At 56.3% G+C, this 26,210-nt stretch carries 23 protein-coding genes; 6 read left to right on the top strand and 17 right to left on the bottom strand.

Annotated features, from left to right (window positions below; translation table 11 throughout):
• Positions 1-6: 6 nt before the first annotated feature.
• The 8 genes from AC1UKS_RS07425 to AC1UKS_RS07390 form a co-directional block, all read right to left on the bottom strand.
• The gene (locus AC1UKS_RS07425; RefSeq protein ID WP_482436246.1) at positions 7-186 is read right to left on the bottom strand and encodes a type II toxin-antitoxin system HicA family toxin; all 180 of its coding nucleotides are present in this window, start codon (positions 184-186) and stop codon (positions 7-9) included.
• 216 nt (positions 187-402) lie between these two features.
• Entirely contained in the window at positions 403-1,413 is a 1,011-nt protein-coding gene (gene mglC, locus AC1UKS_RS07420; RefSeq protein ID WP_013202998.1) for a galactose/methyl galactoside ABC transporter permease MglC, read from the bottom strand.
• 19 nt (positions 1,414-1,432) lie between these two features.
• Positions 1,433-2,953 carry a galactose/methyl galactoside ABC transporter ATP-binding protein MglA gene (gene mglA / locus AC1UKS_RS07415; protein WP_013202999.1) on the bottom strand — a complete coding sequence of 507 codons (1,521 nt, stop codon included), beginning with the start codon at positions 2,951-2,953 and terminating at the stop codon, positions 1,433-1,435.
• 96 nt (positions 2,954-3,049) lie between these two features.
• A complete protein-coding gene (gene mglB, locus AC1UKS_RS07410) occupies positions 3,050-4,045 on the bottom strand; it encodes a galactose/glucose ABC transporter substrate-binding protein MglB (protein ID WP_265911036.1) in 996 nt (331 codons plus the stop codon).
• Positions 4,046-4,359: 314 nt separating this feature from the next.
• Complete coding sequence (gene galS / locus AC1UKS_RS07405; protein WP_013203001.1) at positions 4,360-5,400, bottom strand: HTH-type transcriptional regulator GalS; 1,041 nt, start codon at positions 5,398-5,400, stop codon at positions 4,360-4,362.
• A gap of 151 nt (positions 5,401-5,551) precedes the next feature.
• Positions 5,552-6,712 carry a DUF418 domain-containing protein YeiB gene (gene yeiB, locus AC1UKS_RS07400; RefSeq protein WP_482436245.1) on the bottom strand — a complete coding sequence of 387 codons (1,161 nt, stop codon included), beginning with the start codon at positions 6,710-6,712 and terminating at the stop codon, positions 5,552-5,554.
• A 22-nt stretch (positions 6,713-6,734) separates the two neighbouring features.
• Positions 6,735-7,400 carry a GTP cyclohydrolase I FolE gene (gene folE / locus AC1UKS_RS07395; protein ID WP_013203003.1) on the bottom strand — a complete coding sequence of 222 codons (666 nt, stop codon included), beginning with the start codon at positions 7,398-7,400 and terminating at the stop codon, positions 6,735-6,737.
• 125 nt (positions 7,401-7,525) lie between these two features.
• On the bottom strand, positions 7,526-8,662 hold the full coding sequence (locus AC1UKS_RS07390) for a YbfB/YjiJ family MFS transporter (protein WP_482436244.1): 1,137 nt from the start codon (positions 8,660-8,662) through the stop codon (positions 7,526-7,528).
• A 125-nt stretch (positions 8,663-8,787) separates the two neighbouring features.
• Here AC1UKS_RS07390 and ptrR point away from each other — a divergent pair, with 125 nt between their 5' ends.
• From ptrR to fghA, 3 genes are all read left to right on the top strand, one after another.
• Complete coding sequence (gene ptrR / locus AC1UKS_RS07385; RefSeq protein ID WP_482436243.1) at positions 8,788-9,681, top strand: putrescine utilization regulator PtrR; 894 nt, start codon at positions 8,788-8,790, stop codon at positions 9,679-9,681.
• Positions 9,682-9,872: 191 nt separating this feature from the next.
• Complete coding sequence (locus AC1UKS_RS07380; protein ID WP_482436242.1) at positions 9,873-10,997, top strand: S-(hydroxymethyl)glutathione dehydrogenase/class III alcohol dehydrogenase; 1,125 nt, start codon at positions 9,873-9,875, stop codon at positions 10,995-10,997.
• Between the two features lie 13 nt (positions 10,998-11,010).
• On the top strand, positions 11,011-11,853 hold the full coding sequence (gene fghA / locus AC1UKS_RS07375) for an S-formylglutathione hydrolase (protein WP_265911041.1): 843 nt from the start codon (positions 11,011-11,013) through the stop codon (positions 11,851-11,853).
• A gap of 48 nt (positions 11,854-11,901) precedes the next feature.
• Here fghA and cirA read toward each other — a convergent pair whose 3' ends face one another.
• From cirA to yieE, 6 genes are all read right to left on the bottom strand, one after another.
• Entirely contained in the window at positions 11,902-13,872 is a 1,971-nt protein-coding gene (gene cirA, locus AC1UKS_RS07370; RefSeq protein WP_482436241.1) for a catecholate siderophore receptor CirA, read from the bottom strand.
• Between the two features lie 173 nt (positions 13,873-14,045).
• The gene (locus tag AC1UKS_RS07365; RefSeq protein ID WP_265911376.1) at positions 14,046-14,834 is read right to left on the bottom strand and encodes an ABC transporter ATP-binding protein; all 789 of its coding nucleotides are present in this window, start codon (positions 14,832-14,834) and stop codon (positions 14,046-14,048) included.
• Positions 14,831-15,913, bottom strand: coding sequence for a FecCD family ABC transporter permease (locus tag AC1UKS_RS07360; RefSeq protein ID WP_482436240.1), 1,083 nt, complete (start codon positions 15,911-15,913; stop codon positions 14,831-14,833). The genes AC1UKS_RS07365 and AC1UKS_RS07360 overlap by 4 nt, the downstream gene beginning before the upstream one ends.
• Positions 15,914-15,928: 15 nt before the next feature.
• A complete protein-coding gene (locus AC1UKS_RS07355) occupies positions 15,929-17,056 on the bottom strand; it encodes an ABC transporter substrate-binding protein (protein WP_482436239.1) in 1,128 nt (375 codons plus the stop codon).
• Positions 17,057-17,192: 136 nt separating this feature from the next.
• Positions 17,193-18,662 carry an amino acid permease gene (locus AC1UKS_RS07350; RefSeq protein WP_013203012.1) on the bottom strand — a complete coding sequence of 490 codons (1,470 nt, stop codon included), beginning with the start codon at positions 18,660-18,662 and terminating at the stop codon, positions 17,193-17,195.
• Between the two features lie 191 nt (positions 18,663-18,853).
• The gene (gene yieE / locus AC1UKS_RS07345; protein WP_013203013.1) at positions 18,854-19,720 is read right to left on the bottom strand and encodes a DNA-binding transcriptional regulator YeiE; all 867 of its coding nucleotides are present in this window, start codon (positions 19,718-19,720) and stop codon (positions 18,854-18,856) included.
• Positions 19,721-19,882: 162 nt separating this feature from the next.
• On the opposite strand from yieE, the gene AC1UKS_RS07340 reads away from it, so the two are divergent.
• Both AC1UKS_RS07340 and nfo read left to right on the top strand, forming a co-directional pair.
• Complete coding sequence (locus AC1UKS_RS07340) at positions 19,883-20,941, top strand: YeiH family putative sulfate export transporter (RefSeq protein WP_482436238.1); 1,059 nt, start codon at positions 19,883-19,885, stop codon at positions 20,939-20,941.
• A gap of 69 nt (positions 20,942-21,010) precedes the next feature.
• Complete coding sequence (gene nfo, locus AC1UKS_RS07335) at positions 21,011-21,862, top strand: deoxyribonuclease IV (protein ID WP_265911048.1); 852 nt, start codon at positions 21,011-21,013, stop codon at positions 21,860-21,862.
• A 94-nt stretch (positions 21,863-21,956) separates the two neighbouring features.
• Here nfo and fruA read toward each other — a convergent pair whose 3' ends face one another.
• The 3 genes from fruA to fruB are packed head-to-tail and all read right to left on the bottom strand — an operon-like array spanning position 21,957 to position 25,735.
• A complete protein-coding gene (fruA, locus tag AC1UKS_RS07330) occupies positions 21,957-23,651 on the bottom strand; it encodes a PTS fructose transporter subunit IIBC (RefSeq protein WP_482436237.1) in 1,695 nt (564 codons plus the stop codon).
• A 15-nt stretch (positions 23,652-23,666) separates the two neighbouring features.
• Positions 23,667-24,605 carry a 1-phosphofructokinase gene (fruK, locus tag AC1UKS_RS07325; RefSeq protein ID WP_013203017.1) on the bottom strand — a complete coding sequence of 313 codons (939 nt, stop codon included), beginning with the start codon at positions 24,603-24,605 and terminating at the stop codon, positions 23,667-23,669.
• The gene (gene fruB / locus AC1UKS_RS07320) at positions 24,602-25,735 is read right to left on the bottom strand and encodes a fused PTS fructose transporter subunit IIA/HPr protein (protein WP_482436236.1); all 1,134 of its coding nucleotides are present in this window, start codon (positions 25,733-25,735) and stop codon (positions 24,602-24,604) included. The genes fruK and fruB overlap by 4 nt, the downstream gene beginning before the upstream one ends.
• Positions 25,736-26,029: 294 nt before the next feature.
• On the opposite strand from fruB, the gene AC1UKS_RS07315 reads away from it, so the two are divergent.
• Positions 26,030-26,200: a hypothetical protein gene (locus AC1UKS_RS07315; RefSeq protein WP_482436235.1), complete on the top strand. Its 171-nt coding sequence runs from the start codon at positions 26,030-26,032 to the stop codon at positions 26,198-26,200.
• Positions 26,201-26,210: the final 10 nt, after the last annotated feature.

Here is a 26,210-nt window from a genome sequence, read left to right as displayed (position 1 = left end):
CGGGGATTACATCCCCGCTTGTTTCTTAATACTCTTTACCGTTTTTATGGGTAAATCTTTCTTTGGATGGGGGATAGTCACTACCCCTTTTTTGGTGGGGTGCGTGAAGTGATGATGACTTCCGTTTACCCTAACCAGTTTCCAACCGTCAGCTTTGATTTCAGCGATTAACGTCCTGCTATCCATCCTTTTACCCCGTTGCGTCCTGGCGCAAGAATAATAACTCCAATAACCCCAGCATGCAACGGAGTTACTGGGGTTATAACTTATTCTCATTCAACGCCATGGGCAAACTACGGTGAGGTTGAGATGCACGTTTGCAAATGAAACCCGGGCAGACCACAGATAATAAAAAAGGTCAGGCAGCTTGCGCTGCCTGACCTTTTGTCTGCCGGAGAAGGGTTATTTCTTACGGGCGTATTTCAGTGAATCCAGTGCCACGGCGAAGATGATGATGCCGCCCTTAATGATGTACTGCCAGTAAGGGTTAACGCCGATATAGGTCAGACCGTAGTTGATAACGGTGAAGATCAGCACACCGGTTACCACACCTGCCACGGTACCCACACCACCGGCAAACGACACGCCACCCACCACACAGGCCGCAATCGCATCCAGCTCATACATAAAGCCGAGGTTGTTGGTTGCCGACCCGATACGGCCCGCTTCCAGCATCCCGCCGAAGGCGTAGAACACGCCCGACAGCGCATAAATCAGGATCAGGTTAAAGTTAACGTTAACGCCTGACACACGTGCTGCTTCCGGGTTACCGCCGATGGCAAAAATGTTTTTACCAAAGCGGGTTTTGTTCCACAGCACCCAGACAAAGAACACCGCAATCGCTGCATAGAAGGTGATGTAAGACAGCTTGAAATCACCTAAGCGCACAAAGCCCTGGGCAAAGGTCGAGAACTTCTCGTCAAAGCCGGCAATCGGGGATGCACCCACAAAGTCGTAATAGAGGGAGTTGATACCGTAAACGATGATCATCGTACCCAACGTGGTGATAAATGGCGTCACCTTCAGGTAAGCGATGATCAGGCCGTTGACAAGACCAATTACGCCGCCGATCACGCAGACTGCCAGGATCACCAATGGAATTGGCACCGTGTCCATATGCGGGAAGACTTTGTTGGCATTGTCCATCGCCTGTAACAGCGTGGCGGCAACCACCGCGGCCAGACCCACCTGACGGCCGGCTGACAGGTCAGTACCCTGGGTGACGATTAACCCGGCCACGCCCAGTGCAATAATAATACGCACGGAGGACTGGGTTAAAATGTTACTCAGGTTCATCAAACTTAAGAAAGTCGGGTCCTGGAAAATAATGATTGCCAGCAGTACCAGCAACACAACGTAGATCCCACCTTCTTTTAACCAGGTGAGTGCACTTTTTTTATTCACTGCTTTCATGGTAACAGCCCTTACCCTATTAAAGGTGCAACGATGCTAAACGTAAGATTTCGTTTTGCGTTGTCGTTTTTGTTTCTACTATGCCCGCAACCATGCCGTTACTCATTACCAGAATCCGGTCGGTAATGCCTAAGAGCTCTGGCATTTCAGAAGAGATAATAATGATGCCTTTATCCTTCTTCGCCAGCTCTGAAATTAACTGATAGATTTCGAACTTCGCCCCGACGTCAATACCGCGCGTCGGTTCATCCAGCATTAATATTTCCGGCTGCGTTAATAACCAGCGACCGATAATCACCTTTTGCTGATTCCCCCCCGACAGTGAACCAATGGAGGTGTGATGGCCCGGCGTTTTAACGCGCATTGAGTCAATCACCCATTGGGTATCACTTTTCATCCGGTTATTATCCAGCAGACCAATGCTGTTTTTATATTTACGGATATTGGAGATCAGCGAGTTAAAGCCGATATCCAGGAACGCGTAAATACCGGTCGCGCGACGCTCTTCGGTCACCAGGGCAAAGCCATGGTTGATCGCTTCGTTAGCGCTGTGGTTATTGATCTTTTTGCCGTGCAGCTTGATGGTGCCGCCAGACTTCTCACGGATACCAAACAGGGTTTCAACGATGTCGGTACGCTTCGCGCCTACCAGTCCCGCAATGCCCAGAATCTCACCTTTGCGCAGGTCGAACGAAATATCCCGAATCGACGGCTGACGCAGAGAAGTCAGGTTACGCACTTCGAGGATAGTCTCACCCGGGACGTTGGTTTTATCCGGGAATCGCTGGTTCAGCGAACGCCCTACCATCATTGAGATGATCTTATCCATATCCAGCCCTTCAAGCGGCTGAGTCACGATCCACTGACCATCACGCAGGATGGTAATTTCATCACACAGCTGGAAAATTTCTTCCATCTTGTGTGAGATATAAACAATGCCGCAGCCACGATCTTTCAGTTTACGGATAATAGTGAACAGGTGATTCACCTCTTTTTCCGTTAACGACGACGTTGGCTCATCCATGATCACGATTTTGGCATCATAGGAGAACGCTTTGGCGATTTCGATCATCTGCATCTGCGAGACGGAAAGGTTAATTACCTTGTCGCGCGGATCGATATCAATATCCAGTTCATCAAAAATGGCTTTGGTATCACGGTACATTTTATCGTGATCGACAAAGATCCCTTTACGTGGGTAACGTCCCAGCCACATGTTATCCATCACCGTGCGCTGCAGAACCAGGTTTAATTCCTGGTGAACCATTGAAACGCCGTTTTCCAGCGCCTCTTTCGAACTTTTATAATCGATTTCCTTGCCCTGGAAAAGGATGCTCCCCGTGTCTTTACTGTAAATGCCAAATAAGCATTTTAATAACGTGGACTTCCCTGCACCGTTCTCACCCATCAGGGCGTGAACAGAGTGAGGGCGAATTTTTAAATTCACATTGTCCAGTGCTTTAACCCCAGGAAATGACTTACTGACGTCCGTCATCTCCAGCAGATATTCGCGCTGTGTTGGCACTTTATCACTGCCCATAATTCTACCCGGCTGAAAGTGGCGTGAAATCAGGCGAGCCCGATAGCAAGCCTGGGAGTGGGCGCAGCACGCTGCGCCCGGTACAGGTAACGCTTATTATTTAACGAACTGAGACAGGTTTTCTTTATCAACCGGCACGTAAGCAACGCGAACCACTTTGCCGTCAAGCTTGTAGTTGGTGCCTTCGGTTGCTGGTTTGCCAGCCGCCAGGTTTTTCGCCATCTCGAAGGTCGCTTTGGCCTGGTTTTCCGCATCGTTCAACACGGTACCGGCCATTGCGCCCGATTTCACCATCGCCAGCGCTTCTGGCAATGCATCCACACCGAATACCGGGACAGACGATTTGTTGTGTGCTTTCAGCGCTTCTACCGCACCCATTGCCATCGCATCGTTGTTGGCAATAACCACTTCGATTTTGTTGCCGTTCGGGCCAGACAACCAGGCATCCATCTTATCTTTCGCCTGAGCGGTGTCCCACATGGCGGTATCAAGATGTAGCTGCTGCGTTTTCAGGCCGTCTTTATTCAGGGTATCAATCACGTATTTGGTTCGGGCTTCGGCATCCGGGTGACCTGGCTCGCCTTTCAGCAGCACGAACTGGATCACGCCATCTTTGTTCAGATCCCAACCTGGAGTGGCTTTCCAGTGTTTCTCAATCAGCTCGCCCTGCTTAACGCCTGACTCTTTAGAGTCGGTACCGACGTAATAAGCTTTGTCGTAGCTGGCCAGCGCCTTCGCAGTTGGCTCTTTGTTGAAGAACACGATTGGGATTTCGTTGGCTTTCGCTTTGCTGATCACTACGGCCGCTGCTGCCGGGTCAACCAGGTTGATGGCCAGCGCCTTCACGCCCTTGGCAACCAGTACGTCGATCTGGTCGTTCTGGGTAGACTGGCTGTTCTGTGAGTCATTCATCAACAGCTGCACACCGGGGCTGTCTTTCGCATCTTTCTCAATGTCTTTACGTACGACAGACATGAAGTTGTCATCGTATTTGTAGATAGTCACGCCGATACGGGTGTCCGCAGCGTGAGCTGTTGCACCAAACATCATGCTGGCAACCAGGGCAGTGAGCGTGAAAGCCTTCTTATTCATGGTATCTCCGGTTTTTTGTAGGGTCTTACTCAACGTCCGGTTCGCTCCTGTAAGGGGAGGACCCGACGTTTATTTTTCCGGCAAGGCATAAGGTGGAAACGTTACGCAAAGCCGATTATTTGTTAAACCAAACCCGACTTCCCTGTACGGTAACGCTTCCTGAAAGCTGTGTAATAAACTGTTTCACAAGGGGTGAGGTTGCCGCTATAGCTGGCCCCATCAACGTTACATAATGTTTCACCCTTTGTAAGTTACTGTCATCATAGAGAAGCTGATGTTAATTAACTGTGAATTTACTCACAGATTGAAAACGGTTACACCGCAGAATCGGTCGAGTTAGTGATCGGGGCCACATTTTGCCGGGTGGCGACGGAATGACGGCGAACCAGCGTCGGCATAAAGCAGTGCTGTGCCGTTTCATCCAGTTCGCCTGCCGCCCCCTTCAGCGCCAGCTCAGTGGCAAGTTTCGCCATAGAAACAATGGGATAGCGTACTGTCGTCAGTTGTGGGTCGGTGTAACGGGAAATTGGGATGTCGTCGAAGCCGACCACGGATAAATGCTGTGGCACCGCAATGCCGTTATCTTTCAATGCCGCAAGCGCACCGGCCGCCATGCTGTCGTTGTAAGCAAACACCGCCGTCAGGTGCAGATTGCGCCCTAATAGCTCAACCATGGCCGCTTCACCGCCCTGCATATCCGGCTCTCCGCTGGCGATCCAACTCTCTGAAGGCGTCACGCCCTGCTCTGCCAGCGCCTGCTGCCAGCCCTGACGACGTTCGCCCACATCCTCAATCGGATGACTGGATCCCAGATAACCTATGCGCTGGTGGCCCTGCTGTTGCAGCATGCGGGTCGCCATCAGCGCGCCGCTGATATTGTCCAGACAGACGCAACGATGGGCATAGCCGGGCACGGTGCGGTTTATCAGCACCATGCCGGGAACCTGATCCATTAACGAACCAAGTTCTTCATCGCCCAGCGCCTTGGCATGTACCACCAGCGCGTTACAACGCTGGCGGATCAGCACTTCAATCGCATGGCGCTCTTTGTCTGCCTGATGGTAGGAGTTGTTGATAAGGACATGTTTTTGCATGCGTTGGGCAACGGTATCCACCGCTTTCACCAACGCACCAAAGAAGGGATCGGAAACGTCCATCACCACCACACCGATGGTGTCGCTGACCTGGGTAGCCAGCGCCTGCGCATTGGCATTCGGCCGATAGCCCAGCGTTTCTACGATATTCAGAACGATTTCGCGGGTTTCAGGGGTCACTGCGGCGCTGTTATTGAGCACGCGGGACACCGTTGCTACCGATACGCCGGCCTCTCGGGCCACATCACGAATGGTAATCATAGGGGATTACCGGTGGAGAATAAGATTTGCATAGCCCTTCCTGACACAGTGTTCTGGGGGCTATTCTGGCAGGGGTCAACGCGGGGCTACGTGAATCTCGTCACACTGATGAAAACGGTTACATACAAATCAGCAACATTTGTGACGGATGTCATCCTTCAACCCGGTTCAGCGGCTTACCGCCCGTCAGTTCAGTGAGTCTGCGCCAGAGCCATTCAACCGGGCCCTGTCGGAAGTAACGCAGCCACAGTACCGACAACAGAATGTTGACCGCCCACACCGCAGGCACCACCGCCAGCAACTGCAGTCGGTCCAGCTGGTTAAACAGGCCGAGGCGATCGAACAGCGTGGTGCAAATCAGGGTTTGCAGCAGGTAGTTGGATAAGGCCATCCGCCCCACGCAGCTGATGGCGTGAGTGATTTTCAGCCGGCTGAGCGTGGGCCAGAAGCCGTAACACAAGGCGGCATAACCGAGCGCCTGCAACGGCGCACCGAGTTCACGCGGCACCTGAAGGAAGAAAGCGGCCCAGCGGAAACTCCAGCCGGTGCTCCACTGCAGATACAAGCCGGGAAGTTGAATCAGCCACGAGAGAGAGATCAGCATTACCGCGCTGCGGCGATACTGTTGCAGGCTGCGCTCACCCTTTAGCCAGCCGTTGCCGATCAGCGCGCCACCTATCATCATCAGCCCGGCCAGTTGCCAGCCATATTGCGCCGCCAGCGCCATCAGGCTACTGCTAAAGCGGTCCATCCGGCCCTGAATCGCCTGCCATCCACCCTGAATATGCCAGAAGGTTTCGTACTGCACGTTGGCCATGCCGGGTAGCCACGAGCTGTTAGGCTCCGGTCCGGTACCCAGCCCGAGTATCAGCAGCACGCCGCTGCCGACGACATACAGCATCACCCCGGTATTCAGCAGCAGTCGGGAAGAACTGACGTCGCGGATCATCCGCCAGACGGCCAGCCCGACCAGGCCGTAATCCAGCAGGATATCGCCATCCCATAACAGCAGATTGTGCAACAGCCCGATCGCCATCAGCCAGATCAGGCGTGACTGCAGCCAGCGCTTACCGCGCGGTTGTAACAGTTGCAGACTGGCGCCGAACAGCAATGCAAACAGCGAGAGGAATTTAACCTGAGCAAAAAGATCGGTCGCGGCCCAGGTGATGATTTCGCTTAGCGGCGGCGGGGTTCCCTGCCAGGCAGGATTAAGATAGGCCGCCGACGGCAGCCCAAAGGCGACAATATTGAGAAGCAGGATCCCCAGAATGGCCAGGCCACGGATAAAATCCAGAGTATGAATACGTGGCATGCCGGGGATCTCTGTTTAAACCTTAGCTATGACGTACCGCACGCAAGAATTCCTGGCGGGTATTCTGGCTGGATTTGAACAATCCGCCCAGCGAGGTGGTTGTGGTGGCGCTGGTCGCATCACGGATGCCACGCGCCTTCACGCAGTAATGCACGGCATCGATGGAGACTGCGACATTATTGGTGCCCAGCAGGGTTTGCAGTGCCACCAGAATTTGCTGCGTCAGACGCTCCTGAACCTGAGGCCGTGACGAGAAGAACTGCACGATGCGGTTGATCTTCGACAGGCCAATCACCGTGTCTTTCGGAATATAGGCGACGGTCGCCTTACCATCGATGATCACAAAGTGGTGTTCGCAGGTGCTGGTCAACGTGATGTCACGCACTGTCACCATCTCATCCACCTTCATCTTATTCTGGATGACGGTGATTTTCGGGAAGTTGCCGTAATCCAGACCCGAAAACACTTCATCCACATACATCTTGGCGATGCGGTGCGGTGTTTCGGCCAGGCTGTCGTCTTCCAGATCGAGGTTGAGCAGTTGCATGATCTCGGTCATATGACCGGCAATCAGACGTTTACGGCTTTCGTCATCCATTTCACGCGCAGGTGGGCGTAACGGGGTTTCCAGTCCACGGGCTAACAGCGCCTGGTGAACGAGTGCGGCTTCCTGACTTAACGCAGCCATGGTGATTCTTCTCCAGCAGATGAAACTCCGGCCCCGAACGGGACCGGCATAAATTCTGAGGCGGTATTTTGGTACACAATGCGCCGTTAATCCAGTGAATCAATTTAAACAGCGGTGAAACAGTTTCACTCAGCGGCCGGATCGCGCCGCCAGATCAGCGCACCGGCGACCACCAGCCCTGCCCCGGCGACGTACAGCGCCGGCTCAAGCTGATGAGTCAACGCGGTGGAGATAGCCGACAGCAGCGGCCCCACCAGTTGCCCAACCGCGTAACCAGTGGTCAGCAGTCCGGCCATGTAGCGCGTATGGCGCGGTGCCAGCTCGCGGGCATACTGCAATGAAAGCTGCACCACACAGAGGAAGCCGCCGCCGATCAACGCCGCGCCCAACGCCAGCCCGGTAATGCCCGGAATGATATCGGCGCAGAACACGCCGATGGCCTGCGCCCACAGTGCCAGAGCCAGACGGCTATTGGCGTTACCATAATGCCGGGTCGCAATGCCTGCCAGGATGCCGAGCACCGCTGCGCCGCCAAAAATCGGCCAGACGTACTGTGAAACCGGGCTGCCGGGAAAACGGGAAGCCGCCATCTGCGACAGAAAAGTGGCGGGCAGAATGTAGCCAAATCCGGCAAGGCTGTAGCTCCAGACCAGCTTTTTCAACCCTGAGGTCAGCATCAGCGGCGCCGGTGCCGTTTCCGGGCGATGAAGTTCTCCCCGGCGCGGCAGGTTACGGGCGATTAACAGCACCAGCAACAGCGCCAGCACCCCATAGGCACACCAGGCCCAGGCGGCGTTGATCTGATGTGAATGCAGGATCACCGCCAGCATGCCGCTGAGGAAAATCCCGGTGCCCGGCCCGGCAAACACCGCCGCACTCAGGCCAGGCCGTCCCAGCTTGTGCAGCTGTTCATTGCTCCACGCCGCAATCAATACCATCGCCCAGCCGCTGGCCCAGCCGATAAAGAAGCGAATAGTCCCATGCAGCCACGGACCGGTGACGCAGGCCGACAGCAGCGTCAGTACCACTGCGCCCCAGATCCCCAGCTTCAGGCGCAGCTCAACCTGTTGCGTTGCCCGCATGGCGTTCCACGAACCGCAGAGATAGCCAAGATAGTTGAAAGCGGCAACCACGCCCGCACTGGTCAGCGATAACTGATGTTCATCAATCATCAACGGTACCTGTGGCGTAAAGGCGAACCGGCCGATCCCCATCGCCACCACCAGCGACAGAAACGCGCTAAACGCGACGCGAAAAGCCATAGTAACTCCCTTGATTCAGTTCAATCCGGCCTCAGTGCCGGGAAAGTGTTGCAGCTATCCTGCCTGATGGTTACACTCACGGAAAGTGAATAATAATCACCAAGTTGCTTACGGGACGAGAAATAGTGGATCTGACCCAGCTGAAAATGTTCTGTTCGGTGGCCGAAACGGGTTCGCTGGTGCGTGCCGCGGAAGTGCTTCACCGTGTGCCGTCTAACCTGACCACCCGCCTGCGCCAGCTCGAACAGGAGCTGGGCACCGACCTGTTTATCCGCGAGAAGCAGCGTTTACGCCTGTCGCCGATGGGCCACAACTTTCTCGGCTACGCGCAGCGGATATTGGCGCTCAGCGAAGAAGCGATGAGTATGACCCATAGCGGCGAACCCGGCGGCAATTTTGCGCTGGGTTCGATGGAGAGTACCGCCGCCACGCGCCTGCCCGCGTTGCTGGCCGCCTACCATCAGCGTTTCCCCTCGGTGGCGCTGTCGTTGATTACCGGCACCTCCGGTGAAATTATCGAGCGCGTGCGCGAAGGCACCCTGGCGGCGGCGCTGGCCGATGGGCCGATCCGCGTTGATGAGCTTAACAGCTGCATTGCTTTCCACGAGCAGATGGTGCTGATCTCCAGCCTGGAGCATGCGGATATCCTTGAGCCTGCCGATGCCTCCGGCGACACCCTGTTCGCCTTCCGTCCCAGCTGCTCGTATCGCATCAGGTTCGAAAACTGGTTCCGCAGCAGCGGCGTGCAGCCGGGCACCTTTATGGAAATTCAGTCCTATCACGCGATGCTCGCCTGTGTCGCCAGCGGGGCCGGCCTGGCGTTACTGCCGGAATCGGTACTGGAACAGATGCCGGCGAAAGATCGCATCAAGCGCCATGCCCTGCCGGCTGAGGTACGCGATGCTGCCACCTGGCTGGTCTGGCGGCGCGATGCTTTCACCCCCAACGTTGAAGCGCTGAAATACCTGATTATTGAACAGATTGACGATGCGCCAACAGGGGAAGACCTTCATTCCTGATGAAATTCGTCCATACTGACAACACCGCTTTTTGATTTTATTAAACACCCGAGCGTTACTGTCGCAGTCAGTCTGGACCCGGCCAGCGCGCAGTCACCGCAGCGTACTTAAGTACGTGAGGATGGCGAGCACTGCCCGGGTCCAGAATGGCCAGTAAAGTAGCCGGATCACTCTCTCAGAGGAAAAATTAGATGCAAATGATTAAGACGCGCGCGGCGGTAGCCTGGGCTGCGGGTGAACCGCTTTCTATTGAGGAAGTGGACCTGATGCCACCGCAGAAAGGCGAAGTGCTGGTGCGTATCGTCGCGACCGGCGTTTGCCATACCGATGCTTACACCCTGTCAGGCAAAGATCCTGAAGGCGTGTTCCCGGCGATCCTCGGCCATGAAGGCGGCGGCGTGGTGGAAGCGATTGGTGAAGGCGTGACCAGCGTTGCCGTTGGCGACCATGTTATCCCGCTGTACACCCCGGAATGCGGCCAGTGTAAATACTGTCTGTCCGGCAAAACCAACCTGTGTCAGGCGATCCGCGCCACCCAGGGCAAAGGCCTGATGCCAGACGGCACCACCCGCTTCTTTAAAGACGGCAAGCCTATCTTCCATTACATGGGCACCTCGACCTTCTCCGAATACACCGTTGTCCCCGAAATCTCCCTGGCGGTGATCGGCAAAGACGCCCCGCTGGAAGAAGTCTGCCTGCTGGGCTGTGGCGTCACCACCGGTATGGGTGCGGTGATGAATACTGCCAAGGTGAAAGAAGGCGATACCGTTGCCATCTTCGGCCTGGGCGGCATTGGTCTGTCGGCGATTATCGGCGCAAAAATGGCGAAAGCCGGCCGCATCATCGGCATTGATATCAATACCAGCAAATACGACCTGGCGACCAAACTGGGCGCAACCGACCTGATCAACCCGAAAGATTTCGACAAGCCGATTCAGGAAGTGATCGTTGAGATGACCGACGGTGGCGTCGACTTCTCCTTCGAATGTATCGGTAACGTCAACGTGATGCGTTCCGCGCTGGAATGCTGTCATAAAGGCTGGGGCGAGTCGGTGATCATCGGTGTCGCCGGTGCTGGCGAAGAGATTTCAACCCGACCATTCCAGCTGGTGACCGGCCGCGTATGGCGGGGTTCTGCTTTCGGTGGCGTTAAGGGCCGCTCACAGCTGCCGGGCATTGTGCAACGTTATCTGGACGGCGAATTCCAGCTTAACGACTTTATTACCCACACTATGCCGCTGGAAGAGATCAACGACGCCTTTGAGCTGATGCATGAAGGCAAATCGATCCGTTCAGTGGTGCATTTTAAAAAATAAATCAGGAGGATTGATGCCATCCACTCTGGAGCTACTTGAAGAACACCGAATGTTTGGCGGCTGGCAGCAGCGTTATCGCCATCCGTCCACCTCGCTGAACTGCGCGATGACCTTCAGCATATTTCTGCCCGGGCCGAAGCGCGATGCACCACCGCCGGTACTCTATTTCCTGGCGGGTCTGACCTGTACCGACGAGAACTTCTCCACCAAGTCAGGCGCTCAGCGCATGGCTGCGGAGTTAGGGATCGTACTGGTGATGCCGGACACCAGCCCGCGTGGTGAAGGTGTACCGAACGACGAAGGTTACGACCTGGGCCAGGGCGCGGGATTCTATCTCAATGCCACCCAGGCGCCGTGGAACGCGCATTTCCGCATGTACGATTACCTGAATGAAGAGTTGCCTGCGCTGATCGCCGGTAACTTTAACGTCAGCGATCGTCAGGCCATTATGGGGCACTCAATGGGCGGTCACGGCGCGATTATGCTGGCGCTGCGTAACCCGCAGAAGTTCACCTCTGCCTCCGCGTTTGCACCGATTGTTAACCCGGCGGAAGTACCGTGGGGACAAAAGGCGTTCAGCAGCTATCTGGGTGATGACACTCAGGCCTGGTGTCAGTACGACAGCTGCTGGCTGATGCGTCAGACCACGGCGAAGGTGCCGATGCTGATCGATCAGGGTGACAGCGACCAGTTCCTCGCCGATCAACTGCATCCTGAGCGGCTTGATGATATTGCGCGTGAAAAGGGCTTCCCGCTCAACGTGCGCATCCAGCCTGGTTACGACCACAGCTATTTCTTCATCGCCAGTTTCGTTGAAGACCATCTGCGCTTCCATGCGCAGTATCTGCTGGCATAAAAAAACAGCCGGGCATTGCCCGGCTGCTTATTCCTGTCATTACGGCGATCAGAAAGTGTAATCCACCGCAGCAAAGTAACGACGGCCATCTTCGTTATAGCTGTAACTGTCGCGGTTCAAATCCTTATCCCCGAGGTTTAACACGCCAGCCCTTAGCTTAACGGCTTTGCTGGCCTGCCACGATGCACCGGTATTCCACAGCACATAGCCGCCCGGCGTTAAGCCATCATTATTCAACGTCCGCCGCTCGCCAGAGTAGTTAGCCTGCAGATAGAATGACCAGTCCTGCAAGGGCGCCCAGTCCAGCGTGCCGTTTGCGGTATGCAGCGGCAGCTGCTCCAGCGGTTTATTGCCGCCGCCGCTGATATCACGCCCATCGGTATAGGTGTAATTCAGCGTCAGCTTCCAGGCATCATCAAACGGGATCTTCAATTCTGTTTCCAGCCCGGTGATCCGCGCTTTGTCCACGTTGTAATAACGGAATACCGGCCGGCCACTGGCATCAAACCCGACAAAGTTGCTGTAGCCAGGTGCGAGGCTGGTGGATGCGGTACGGGAGATGTTGATCATATCGTCGATATTGTTCTGGAAAGCGGTAATGCTGCCGGTCACGCCATCCAGCAGCCCGTCTTCACCGGCATAGTAGATCCCCAATTCAAAACTTTCGCTGGTTTCAGGCTTCAGCTCAGGGCTACCGACAACCGCACAGCTGCCACGGCAGGAATTGGTCTGCCAGTCCGGGCTCAGCTGCAACAACGAAGGCGCTTTGAAGGCGTTGGCCCAGCCGCCTTTTACCGTCACGGTATCGCTGGCGTTATAGACCAGATACGCGCGCGGACTCCAGTGATCGCCATAGGTTTGGTGATCGTCCATACGTACGCCGGTGGTCAGCGCCAGCGAATCAAAGATCCGCCATTCATCTTCCACAAACAGCGCATACTGGCTGGCGGAGGTCGACCCGCTGCCGGACAGATTGACCGGGTCCTGCAGCTTGTCGTGACGCACTTCCCCGCCAAAGGTCAGCAGCTGGTTAATCTCAGCCAACGGCAGGATCAGCTTGCCATCCAGCGAGTTGTTTTTAGCGATAATATTCTGCCCGCTGGTGTAGTTATCCACCTGGTCACCGTAAAAGCGCAGCTCGGTGTTGCCCCATCCCCAGCGGCCATCATGACCAACAGAATAGTTCTGCCGCTCCAGGCGGTTTTTGTCCAGCGAATCGGAATCACGATCCTGACGATCGAAGCCGTAGCCGAAGGTCATGTTCTGGCTGTCGGTCGGCGTGAGCGCGAACTCGACATTGCCATCGCGCGCGGTATAGCCTTCTATACGCGGGCTTAGGCCGGTGGTTGAGGTGGAAGAGGCCTGCTGTGCATCCTTTTCACGCTTGCCCAGGCTGCCGTAGAGTTTCACCCCCAGCAAATCATCAATCAGCGGCCCGCTGGTGAAGAAGTTACCGTTGTAGCTGTCGCCACGATCGCGGTGTTCCTGCACCGTGGTATCCGCACTCAACGTACCGTGCCAGGCTTTACCGACCTTGCGCGTGATGATGTTGACCACGCCGCCCAGCGCGTCCGAGCCATACAGGGAGGACATCGGCCCACGCACCACTTCGATGCGCTCAATGGCATCCGCGGGGATCCAGTTCAGATCGAAGTCGTTATGGCGGAAAACGGCATTGCGGGAATTGACGCGCTTGCCGTCAATCAGGATCAAGGTGTAGCTGCTGTCGAGGCCACGCAGGCTGACGCCTTTGCGGTTGTCCCCTTCGTTGGTGAGCTGAACGCCAGGCACATCACGCAATACGTCCCTGAGATTCTGCACCGGCCGGCGTTTTATATCGTCGGCGGTAATAACGCTGATACTGGCGGGAGCCTCTTTTAAATTCACTTCTACGGCAGAGGCCGTGACGACCAGGGTGTCTTCTTCTTTCTTTTCCGCTTCTTCCGCGGCTACCGGAAAGGTGAAGGCCAGCGCAGACGCGCATAGCCCGCAGCGGACAACGGGATTCAACCTGAACATGCTATTCTCCATGAGGCGCATTTTAAAATAGTGTTATCAATACCTTTTGCTCACACGAAAACCGCAGAGTGTTCTCTGCTTAATCATCCCGGTATCTTCCGGTTTGTTTTTTATCTTTATAATAGTGGGCGGAAAAGTTCCGCCCTTTGCAGGTGTCTTGCCAGACAGAATAATTACAGCATCGGTTCCGTCACCAGGCCATCAATCAGCACCTGCGGGGTTCCCCGCGTGCAGCGCTCGATGCGGCCCTTGACGCCATAGACTCTGGCCAGGCTGGCCGGGGTGATCACTTCTTCCGGCAAGCCATCGGCAATTAACTCACCATTTTGCAGCATTAATACGTGCTCACCGTGACGCAGGGCGATATTAATATCGTGCACCACCACCACCGTAATAATATTTCTTTTCTGCGTTTCTCTGCGCACCAAATCCATTACGTGAAATTGATAATTTAAATCCAATGCGCTGAGGGGCTCATCGAGTAATAACAGCTCAGGCCGACGAATTAAGGATTGCGCCAGACCGACCAGCTGTTTTTGCCCACCGGAAAGTTGATCCAGATAGCTCAAGGCCAGATGGGCAATCCCCAACTGCTCCAGCACCGACATCACTTCGGCTTCGCTGGCGGCGCTGCTGCGGCCACCGGAAGCACGCTGTGCCACGATGATGGATTCCAGCACATGCAGATGCACGCCGGCAGGCAGCGACTGCGGCAGATAAACCACCTTCTCTGCACGGCGGGCAAACGGCTGGGACATCAGCTCCGTGCCGTTCAGCCAGACTTCGCCTTCGGCGCGGTTGAGACCGGCCAGCGAGCGCAGCAGCGTGGATTTGCCACAGCCATTTGGCCCCAGCAACACGGTGATTTTGCCTCGCGGCAACAGCGGCACGTTCAGGTCGCTGATAATTTTGCGTTTTGGGTAACCGGCATGGAACCCAGTGATACGTAAGCCTTCCATCAGACTGTCCCCCGGTGACGCAGAATAATACTCAGGAAGAACGGCACGCCCACCAGCGAGGTGACGATACCCACCGGGATGATCACGCCTGGGATCAGGTTTTTCGACACCACCGAGGCCATCGACAGGACCAGCGCACCGGTCAGCGCACTGGCTGGCAGGTAGAAGCGGTGGTCTTCACCAAAGATCATTCGTGCGATGTGCGGCGCGACCAGGCCAATAAAGCCGATCGGGCCAACAAAGGCCACCGCCAGCGCGGAAAGAATACTGATGCGCAGCAGCGTACCCAGACGCAGACGGCGGACATCAATGCCAAAGCTGACGGCGCGATCCTCACCCAGGCGCAGCGCGGTCAGCTTCCAGGAACTCATCATTGAGAACGGCACCAGAATGGCAAAGGCCAGCGTCAGCACGCCCAGCTTATCCCACGAGGCTCTCGCCAGGCTGCCCATGGTCCAGAACACCAGGCCCTGAAGCGTGTCTTCACTGGCGATAAACTGCATCATCGACACCAGCGCATTAAAGGTAAATACCAGCGCGATACCGAACAGCACCACGCCCGAGGTCGCTACCCGCGTCCAGCGCGTCACGCCATCCAGCATTAATGCGGCAAACAGCGCAAAGACAAAGGCGTTAGCCGAAATGAACCACTGATCGGGGATCCCCGGAAGACCGATACCCAGCACGATGGCCAGTGCGGCGCCAAAAGCCGCCGCAGAGGAAACGCCCAGCGTAAACGGGCTGGCCAGCGGGTTATTCAGGATAGTTTGCATCTCTGCCCCCGCCAGACCCAGCGCCAGACCCACCACCACCGCCATCAGGGCATAAGGCAGACGAATGTCCCAGACGATAACGCGCGTGCCGGCATCAACCGATTCCCGTGACAGCAGCGTGCGCCACAAGGTGTCCAGCGTCAGGCCGGACGGGCCGAGGGTAAAATCCAGCACCAGCGAGGCGAGGATTGCCAGCACCAATACACTCATCATCAGCAGACGATGACGCAACATATGATGGTAACGGCCCATCACGCCTTCGGCTTGGGGCTTTTCGGCGTACTGCACCGGGTCGTGGGTCACACTCATTCTCAATACCTGTAATTACTCGGTTTCAGTCCAGTAAGTGCCCGTTGGTGGCACCGCCAGAAACTGCTGATAAAGCTGTTTCTCAGTAGCGGCGACATCGAGGTCAGCGAACTGCTCGGGGTAAAACCATTTGGCAAACGCCTGGATAGCCAGGATGTTATACGGCGAATTGTAAAAATTATGCCAGATAGCGTAACTGCGTCCTTCTTTCACCGCATCCAACTGGTTAATGCCCGTGCGCTTCAATACGGTGGCCAGACTGGATTGCGCTTCTTGTTGGCTTACCTGCGCGCCAAGCTTAATGCCCGGTCCGGCAGCACCGGGCGCTTTACCGCCGCTGGCGATATAAATCTTCGGCTGGCTGGCGATCACCTTTTCCAGGTTAACCGTACCCAGCGGGCCGGGTAACAGGTCGCGGGCGATATTGTTGCCGCCGGCGAGGTCAATAAAGTCGCCCATATTGCCTTTTCCTGCGGTACCGCAACACTCGGGCATCGAGGCCGCGCGCAGCTCTATAAACACCGAAGGCTTATCGGCAGCCGGGATGTTGCTGGTGATGTCGGTCACCCGCTTAAGGTTCTGCTGATAGAAGCTGATGTAGTTCTCGGCTTCCTGTTCGCGGTGCAACACTTTGCCCAGCACCCGCATGCTGGGGACGGTATTTTTAAGCGGATTTGCACGGAAATCGATAAACACCACCGGCACACCGGCGCTTTCAAGCTGACTGACCAGCTCGCTGCTGCGGCCCGGCCCATGGCCGGATAAGCCAAAAATGGCCACGTCCGGGTTCAGCGTCAGCACTTTTTCCGGGCTGATGCTGTCGGCGGTGGTGTGGCCAATCAGGGGAATATTATCAATTTTTGGGAATTTTTTGCGGTATTCCGCGTAGGTCTGGGTGTCCAGTTTACGGAAATCGCCCTGCCAACCCACGATGCGGTCAACAGGCTTCTGCCCTTCAAGCAGCGATACGGCGTAAAACAACCGCCCTTCACCGAGCAGGATCCGGTCGGTTTTTTCCGGCAGCGTCACTTCACGTCCGGCAATGTCTGTGACGGTTGCAGCCCAACTGCTGCCTGCCGTCAGCGCCAGTAACGTCAACGATACTGCGATTTTTTTGATCACTAACCCGCTTAAATTTTCCACGCCTGATTCCTTAGCAAAGAAGAAAAAGTAACGGCGGTAACAATAAAGCAAATGATAATAGTTATCAATAATATTTGTAATAACTCCTTACAAACAAAAAAGGCGCGGGATCCGCGCCTTGTTCATTTTCCGGCAACTACTTACCGGTATATTTCGGGAACTCCATTTCGCTGTACTTCACAAAACGGGTTTTCCGCGTCAACTTGAAGCCGAACCAGATAATCAGGAACAGCGGAATACCGATGTAGGTCGCCGCCACGCCATACCAGTCAATGCGATCCGACAGGAAGGCCTGATAGTTCTGCCCCAGCGTAATGATCAGACAGAGCACAAAGGCGAAGATCGGGCCCAGCGGGAAGAAGCCGGAGCGGTAAGGCAGGTCGGCCAGATCCAGTCCCTGCGCAACATAGCCACGGCGGAAGCGGTAATGGCTAATGGCAATGCCTAACCAGGCGATAAAGCCGGTCATGCCCGAGGTGTTCAGCAGCCAAATATAGACGCTCTGGTTGCCAAACATCGAGGTCAGGAAGCACAGCCCGGCAACCACCGTGGTGGCGTACAGGGCATTGCGCGGCACGCCGCCGGCGGACAGTTTGCCAAAGATGCGCGGCGCTTTGCCTTCGCGGGCCAGGTTAAACAGCATGCGCGTTGAGGCATACATGCCTGAGTTACCGGCTGACAGCACGGCGGTCAGGATCACCGCGTTCATTACCGCAGCCGCAGACAGTAAGCCCGCGTGTTTGAACACCAGCGTGAACGGGCTGATGCTGATATCGGTCACGTTATTACGCAGCAGGCTTGGGTCGGTATACGGAATGATCAGGCTGATCACCAGAATCGCAAACACATAGAACAGCAGGATACGCCAGAACACCTGACGCACCGCGCGCGGGATATTTTTCGCCGGGTCTTCAGACTCACCGGCGGCGATACCAATCAGCTCGGTGCCCTGGAAGGAGAAGCCGACGATCATCGCCACCCCAATCATCGCCGAGAAGCCGCCGGCAAAGGGCGCATCGCCAATCTGCCAGTTATGCCAGCCCGCCGTCTCACCGCCGCGCAGGATGCCAACAATCATCAGCACACCCACCACGATAAAGACGATAACGGTCACCACCTTGATTAACGAGAACCAGTATTCCGCTTCACCGAAGCCTTTTACCGAGATGTAGTTCAGCAGGAAGATCACGCAGAGGAATAACGCGCTCCAGATCCAGCCTGGGGTGTCCGGGAACCAGTAGGTCATCACCAGCTGCGAAGCCACAAGGTCAACAGCAATGGTCACTGCCCAGTTGTACCAGTAGTTCCAGCCCAGCGCGAAGCCGAAGCCCTCTTCCACATAGTTGGCGCCGTAAGTCGAGAAGGAGCCAGAGACCGGCATAAAGGCCGCCAGTTCGCCGAGGCTGGTCATCAGGAAATAGACCATCAGGCCGATCAGCATATAGGAGAGCAGCGCGCCGCCCGGGCCCGCCTGAGAAATTGTCGCGCCTGAGGCCACGAATAAACCGGTGCCAATGGATCCGCCGATGGCGATCATCGTCAGATGACGCGCTTTTAACTCACGCCTTAGCGCAGGTTGTTCTGTTGTTTTTGTGTCCTGAACCATCTTGAAATGCTGCGTCCTTGGAAAAATGAGGCGCGATTGTAGCAAACTGACCGGTCTCGCCTAGTGATTCCGCCACGTTATAAGATAGCTTCATGATTGCCGCCGGATTATTAGTTCCAGCGTCTTTTCCCCTCAAAAAGGCAGGCCAACTGGCGTTATCCCCTGCCTGAGCCGGGGACATAAGGGAAATTTTACTCGGTGCAGTAACTTAAAAAGCGCAGCAGCGACTTGGACAGATGCTTCTGCTTATGGTGAATGCGGTACAGCGTGCGCTTCAGTTTGGGTAACGGCACCGGCACTTCTTTTAAGGTGCCCACCGCCAGCTGTTCGGCGATCACCCGCCGTGAAAGACAGCTGATCCCCATGCCATGGCGGACGGCATGTTTAATCGCTTCGGAGTTGCCGAGTTCCAGCGCCAGCTTGAACTGCGGCAGATGAGACAGCAGCAAATAGTCGACAATTTCGCGGGTACCGGAGCCGTGCTCGCGTAAAATCCAGGCGGCAGCGGCCAGGGTTTCCAGGGTAACCGGTTGGGCAAAGATTTCCGCATCGGGGGCGGCAAACACCACCAGCTCATCTTCCAGCCAGGGTTCACTGATGATTTCACTCATATGGCACGGGCCTTCAATCAGGCCAATATCCACCCGGAAATCCGCTACCGCAGTGATCACATCCTGGCTGTTGCCAACGCTAAGTTCCAGCGGCAGATCGGGATAGTCCTTGCGCCAGCCGGCGAGCATGCCGGGCAGCAAATAGTTACCGATGGTGCTGCTGGCATACACACGCAGCGCACCATTATCCTCGCGGAACAGCTGTTCGATTTCGGTTGCCTGCTCAAGCAGCGCCACGGTGCGGGGATACAGCAGGCGGCCATGTTCATTGACCACCAGCCGCTTACCGACGCGATCGAATAGCTGTACGTTGAGCTGGCCCTCAAGATCGGCCAGTGCGGCACTCACCGCAGATTGCGACAGCGACAACACCTGGGATGCCTGGGTTGTCGAGCCACTTTTCAGGACTTCGGCAAACACTTCCAGCTGCCGTAACGTGATGTGCATTGTTTCTCCTCGATCGCTGCCCTGCCCCGGCTGGCTGGTTATGCCCTTGCGCCATAGGGGGAAAGATCATCTATCACTTATAGTGGTTAATTATAAATATATAATCAATTTCTCTTTTAAGCCACCTTTCTCCATGCTGTCCGTATTGAAAAGGAGCTTGCCATGACGACCCTGACGCTACACCACCCAAAACTTAAGCCTGGCCGTTATGCGGCTGGATTACTGCTAGCCTTAATACTGGCAGCGGGCGCAACCTGGCTGGGAACGTTGCCTTCCGTTGCCGCGCTCGGACTGGGTGCCCTGACGCTGGCTATTGTCGCCGGGATAGTCGCTGGCAATACCCTCTACCCGCGCCTCGCCGTCAGCTGCGATCCGGGCGTCATCCTCGCGAAACAGCAGCTGCTGCGACTGGGGATTATCCTCTATGGCTTCCGCCTGACGTTCCAGCAAATCGCCGATGTCGGTATTAGCGGCGTGCTGATCGATGTGCTTACGCTGAGTTCGACCTTCTTTCTCGCCTGCTGGCTGGGACGCCGGGTGTTTGGATTAGATCGCGATACGGTGTGGTTGATTGGAGCCGGCAGCAGCATCTGTGGCGCAGCAGCGATCCTGGCCACCGAGCCGGTGATTAAAGCAGATGCCTCTAAAGTGGCGGTGGCTATCGCGACCGTGGTGATTTTCGGTACGCTGGCGATCTTTATCTACCCGCTGCTTTATCCCCTTGCGGCATCGCTGTTCACCAGCATTACGCCAGCCAGCTGGGGCGTGTTTACCGGCTCAACCCTGCATGAAGTCGCACAGGTAGTGGCGGCCGGACATGCGGTCAGCCCGGAAACGGAAAATACTGCGGTGATCGCGAAAATGCTGCGGGTGATGATGCTGGCGCCCTTCCTGCTGTTACTGAGCAGCAGAATGCGTCGGTCCGCTCCCGGTGGAAACAGCAACCCGAGCCCGCTACGTTTCCCCTGGTTTGCGCTGGTGTTTATCGCCGTGGCGATGTTCAACTCGCTGCACCTGCTGCCTCAGCCGGTGGTGAACACCCTGAATCAAATTGATAATATTGTGCTGGCAACCGCCATGGCCGCACTGGGCCTGACCACCCGACTCAGCTCGCTGAAAAAGGCCGGATTGAAGCCGCTGCTGTTAGGGCTGGTGCTGTTTATCTGGCTGATGGTCGGCGGTGGCGCGATTAACCTGCTGATCCCGCATTTGTTGTCATAACTTCCCACCGTTTCCGGTTATCATTGCCCGCTCGCGTCCTTTGATGCAGCCCAATAACAGGAGAACGGCATGAAATATATCGGTGCCCACGTCAGCGCGGCTGGCGGTGTGGATCAAGCGGTGCTGCGCGCACATGAACTCGAAGCCACTGCCTTTGCGCTGTTTACCAAAAATCAGCGCCAGTGGCGGGCAGCCCCGCTGACTGATGAGGTTATTTCCGCCTTCCGTGCGGCCTGCGAGAAGTATAACTACACCTCCGCGCAGATCCTGCCGCACGACAGCTACCTGATTAACCTGGGTCACCCGGTGACCGAAGCGCTGGAGAAATCCCGCGATGCCTTCCTCGACGAACTGCAACGCTGCGAGCAGCTTGGCCTGTCGCTGCTGAACTTCCATCCCGGTAGCCACCTGCATCAGATCGAAGAGGATGACTGCCTGAAGCGCATCGCCGAGTCGATCAACATTGCGCTGGATAAAACCCAGGGTGTGACTGCGGTGATCGAAAATACCGCCGGCCAGGGCAGCAACCTCGGCTTCCGCTTTGAACATCTTGCTGCGATCATTGATGGCGTGGAAGACAAGTCCCGCGTCGGCGTCTGCATTGATACCTGCCACGCCTTTGCCGGTGGTTACGATCTGCGTACCGAAGAAGCGTGCATCAATACCTTCGCCGAATTTGAAGGTATTGTCGGTTTCCAGTATCTGCGTGGCATGCACCTGAATGACGCGAAAAGTGCCTTCGCCAGCCGCGTTGACCGCCATCACAGCCTCGGTGAAGGTAACATCGGCAAAACGGTGTTTAGCTGGATGATGAAGGATCCACGTTTTGACGGCATCCCGATGATTCTGGAAACCGTTAACCCGGATATCTGGAAGGATGAGATTGCCTGGCTGAAGTCAGAGCAGCGTTCCGCCGGGTAGAAAAGGTGGATGCCACGGAGAAGCTGATTCTCCGTGAGCCAGAAATAAAAAAAGCGCGGTCGCCCGCGCTTTTTTATTGCCTGTGGTTGAGTAATCAGGCTTTCGCTAATTCTGCCTCAGGGCGTTTCAACACCGCGTAAGACAGGCCTGCAACCGCCGTACCGATAATAATGGCCATCAGGTAACCGATCACCGGGGTAATCGCCCCTGGAATCAACAGGACGAACAATCCACCGTGCGGCGCCATCAGTTTGGCACCCACCGCCATGGAGATTGCACCGGTCAGCGCACCACCAATGATACAGCATGGCAGAACGCGCATCGGGTCACGGGCCGCGAACGGGATAGCGCCTTCAGAGATAAAGCACAGTCCCAGCACCAGCGCAGCCTTGCCGCCTTCCTGCTGACCTTTGTTGAACTTACGACGGGCAACCAGCGTTGCCAGCCCCATCGCCAGCGGTGGCACCATACCGGCCGCCATGATGGCTGCCATTGGTGCGTAGGTCTGCGAACTCAGTAAGCCCACACCAAAGGCATACGCCACTTTGTTCACCGGACCGCCCATGTCGGTACACATCATGCCGCCGAGGATTGCGCCCAGCAGGATGGCGTTCGCCGTCCCCATGTTCGCCAGCCAGTGCGTCAGGCCTTCCATGATTTTCGCCACCGGCGTACCCACCACGTAGATCATCAGCAGACCGGTGATCAGGCTGGCAACCAGCGGGATAATCAGGATCGGTTTCAACGCTTCCATACTTTGCGGAAGTTTGAGTTTACTACTGATAAATTTCGCGGCGTAACCGGCAATGAAACCGGCGATGATCCCGCCAAGGAAACCGGCGTTGATGCTGGTGGCCAACATACCGCCGATCAGACCCGGCGTCAGGCCCGGGCGGTCAGCAATCGAGAAGGCGATAAACCCGGCCAGTACCGGCACCATCAGCGCGAAGGCGCTACCGCCACCGATCTGCATCAGTGCGGCGGCCAGCGTGCCCTGCTCTTTAAAGGCGGTGATACCAAAGGCGAAGGACAGGGCGATACTCAGACCACCCGCAACCACCATTGGCAGCATATAGGATACGCCGGTCAACAGGTGACGGTAGGCACCCGCGCCCTCTTTCTTATCGTCAGAGGAAGAAGACTGCGCGCCGCCTTTCGGTTGGTACGGTTTCGCTTCCGCGACGGCCTTATCCAGTTCCTGCGCGGTTTTCTTCAGCGCCAGACCGGTTGAGGTGCGGTACATCGGCTTACCGGCAAACTTCGCCAGGTCCACTTCGATGTCCGCCGCCACAATCACCAGATCGGCTTCTGCCACTTCTTCCGGCGTGATGGCGTTGCCCGCACCGACCGAACCCCGGGTTTCCACCTTCACCCACCAGCCGCGTTTTTTCGCTTCGGTATCGATGGCTTCTGCAGCCATAAAGGTGTGCGCCACGCCGGTTGGGCAGGCAGTCACCGCAACAATGCGTTTGGGTCCTTTAGTCGCGACCGCGCTGGCCGGCGTTGCCGCTACCGCTGGCACATGCCAGGGTTTGGCGTCGGTCTGCGCTTTCGCCAGTACCGCTTCCGGCTGACGCAGCAGCTGTTCAATGTCGGCCAGATAGATGGCTTTGCCATCCAGCGAGGCGTCCGCAGGGATGTTTTTCCCGGCCACAATCACCTGGTCAGCGTCGGCCAGGTTGTCGGTCAGCGTCAGGCCTTTACTGGCCGCCGCAGCCGTGGTGATATTTTTTGCCAGATAGCCCGTTGCCAGCCCCAGCGAAGAATCTATTATCAGCAGCGTTTTCATTATGCTCTCCTGCTGTCAGTTAAATGGTTGTAGGTCGACACGCGCCATCATCGCGGCCAACTGGGTACGGTCTTTAACGCCCACGTTGCTCTGGCTGACGGCCATGGCCGCCACTGCCGTTGCCAGACGCAGCGTGTGCTCGCTGGATTCGCGCATTAACAGGCCGTAAATCAGCCCGCCAACCATCGAATCCCCGGCACCCACTGTGCTGACGACTTCACAAGCCGGTGGTTTGGCGATCCATTCGCCTGAAGCATTGACCCACAGCGCGCCTTCCGCGCCCAGTGAGATCACCACGTGGGCAATACCCTGCTCGCGCAAGGCATGAGCCGCTTCAATCACGTCCTGCAAATCAGGCAGTTTACGTCCGGCCCAGATTTCCAGTTCGCGGCGGTTAGGTTTCACCAGCCATGGCGCAGCCTTCAGTCCGGCTACCAGCGCTTCACGGCTGCTGTCAAAGATGATGCACGGGCAGTGAGTCCGCAGCGCAGTCATCCACTCGGTAAAGGCATCCGGATCCACGCCCGCCGGCAGACTGCCGCTGACGCAAACCATATCGAACTGGCCCAGCCAGGTCAGAGAGTCGGTCGTAAAACGCTCCCAGTCCTGTGGCGTCACTTCAAAACCGGAGAAGTTCAGATCCGTCACGTCGCCATCTTTTTCCGTCAGCTTGACGTTGATGCGCGTGCGGCCTTCAACCACCTGGAAACGGTTAGCAATGCCCAGCTCGCTGAACAGGTGCTGGAAGCCATCCTGATTCTCTTTGCCGAGGAAGCCGCCGACGGTGACATCAATGCCGAGGTCCTTCAGCACCTTGGCGACGTTGATGCCTTTACCGGCAGCGTGCAGGCCGGTGGTTTTCACCAGGTTGACTTCGCCCCGCTCAACTTCCGGGGTGTAACCCACCAGATCATAAGCCGGGTTCAGGGTAATGGTTGCTACGCGTCTGCTCATGATGCGCCCTCGCCCAGACCCGCTGAGATAGCCTCACCGATGGCGGTCAGGCAGGCTTGAGCATCTTCGCCACTGGCGGTGAAGCGCAGGCGGTGGCCTTTCTTGACGCCCAGCGCAACCACTTTCATCAGGCTGCGTCCGTTAGCTGGTTTGCCGCTGCCGTCGAGATTGGTGACGGTAACATCACAATTGAACTGTTTGATGACGGTCACCAGCGCGGTACCCGGACGGGCATGCAGACCATGCTCGTTGCGAATAGTGAACTCTTCGGTCAGCACGTCGGCCAGCTCGGAGACTTCGCTGGTCAGCAAGGCCAGAATGCCCGCCGCATCCGCACTCAACAGGCGATCGGCTTTCTGCTGGATCAGCAGGTCGCTGAGGTAATTCAGCACGCTCATTGGTTTATCGTCCGCCACCGCGACGGTCAGCAGCAGCGCGGCTTTCTCACCATCAACATCAAAGGCATTCGCCACGCGGCTCACCGCCACTGCGCTACCCAGGTTGCCTTCGGTACTGTCGCTGAGCCAGATGCCCTGTCCCAGATTCAGCGGCTTGCCAGAAATGACGCTGCTGACAAAGCTGGCATCAACCGCGCCAGCCTGCTGCAGACGACCGGCGTTCAGCGCCTGTAACGTCATTAAGTCGCTGGCGGCCACGTCGGTCGCAATCAACGAGGTGTCGAATTTGAATTCGGTACCCTGCTTTTCGCCCATTAACAGGGCGCGCAGCGTTTCCGCAGAATCGGTGGTTTTCAGCTCTTCAGCCACGCTGTCGTCACTGAGAACGTGCGTCAGCTGGCGAAGCAGCGCCAGGTGTTCATCAGATTTGGCGGCAATACCAATCACCACATACGCCGTCTGATCGTCACCCCAGGCAATCCCCTGTGGGAACTGGAATACCTGCACACCCGTTTGCAGCACCAGATCACGCGTGTCCGTGGTGCCGTGTGGGATAGCGATTCCGTTACCGAGGTATGTGGAGGTCTGCTGCTCGCGGGCAAGCATCCCGTTGATGTACCCTTCCGCCACATTCCCGGCTGAAGTCAATGCAGCGGCAACCTGGTGGATGGCCTCTTCTTTATTACCGGCGATGGCACCGGGATGAATGGCGTTCAATGCTAGCTGGAACATAGTTCTCCTCTCTGCTGAATTTGAATCGTTTCAGCTAATTTGAGAAAAAAAGCGCTGGCTGTGGAGTAACAAGCTGAACAGGCAACGCTGAAACGTTTCAATGAGTTTGGTCCCGATCCTCAATGGGTTGCAAGTATTACCGCTAACGGCGTAGCATATTTTTGATGCTACGCACACTTTGCTGACCTTTTCAGGAAAATCCAGGCGGTTGCCGTTGCGTTTGCTGACGGCTGCTGAAATCGGCGTTTGCCTTATGGAACTGAATACCAGTGGGAGGGTCTGCAAGGGACGCTTATGGGCTGGATTAGTGGTGGATCGCTGGCGGGTGTCGTGGCCGAAATACGGGGATATGCTGCGGTATTCTGGTTTGCGGTGGCGATGATGGTGCTGGCAACAGGCTGCATCTGGCGGCTGAAAGAGGTGCAGTCCGCGGAACCTCAGCGGGACCCAGCAGAAGCAGCCTGAGCGATGCGGC

This window comes from Erwinia sp. AK-PDG3-5 (genome assembly GCF_056821705.1).
The sequence above is the reverse complement of the archived record's forward strand: the minus strand, read 5'-3'. Positions and strand labels throughout refer to the sequence as shown.